Here is a 302-nt window from a genome sequence, read left to right as displayed (position 1 = left end):
CCTAACCTGGGTGCGCTGGGCGTGGAGCTGTCGGCGGCCCTGAACGGGTTGGGCGCGTCCATCAGTGGTTCGCTGAATGCGGCGCTGAATGGCAGCTTGAATCTGGGGGCCAACCTCGGTGGGTTGATCCAGACGGGTGAGGCGTTGGCGGCGAGCTTCGCGGCGAACCTGGGCAACCTGGCCGGTGCGTTCCAGGCCGGCATCAACGGGGCGATCCAGACTGGTGCCAACCTGGCGGCCAATTTCTTGGCGTCGTTGCCGGGTCTGCCGGCGATCGCGATTCCTAACCTGGGTGCGCTGGG

1 pseudogene is annotated in these 302 nt (G+C 66.9%); it reads left to right on the top strand.

Going from position 1 to position 302, the window contains the following annotated elements:
• Positions 1 to 21: 21 nt before the first annotated feature.
• Positions 22 to 302: pseudogene (locus BST11_RS26935) on the top strand (hypothetical protein); the annotation flags it as partial.

The organism is Mycobacterium alsense (genome assembly GCF_002086635.1).
GTDB classification, from domain to species: Bacteria; Actinomycetota; Actinomycetes; order Mycobacteriales; family Mycobacteriaceae; genus Mycobacterium; species Mycobacterium alsense.
The sequence above is the reverse complement of the archived record's forward strand: the minus strand, read 5'-3'. Positions and strand labels throughout refer to the sequence as shown.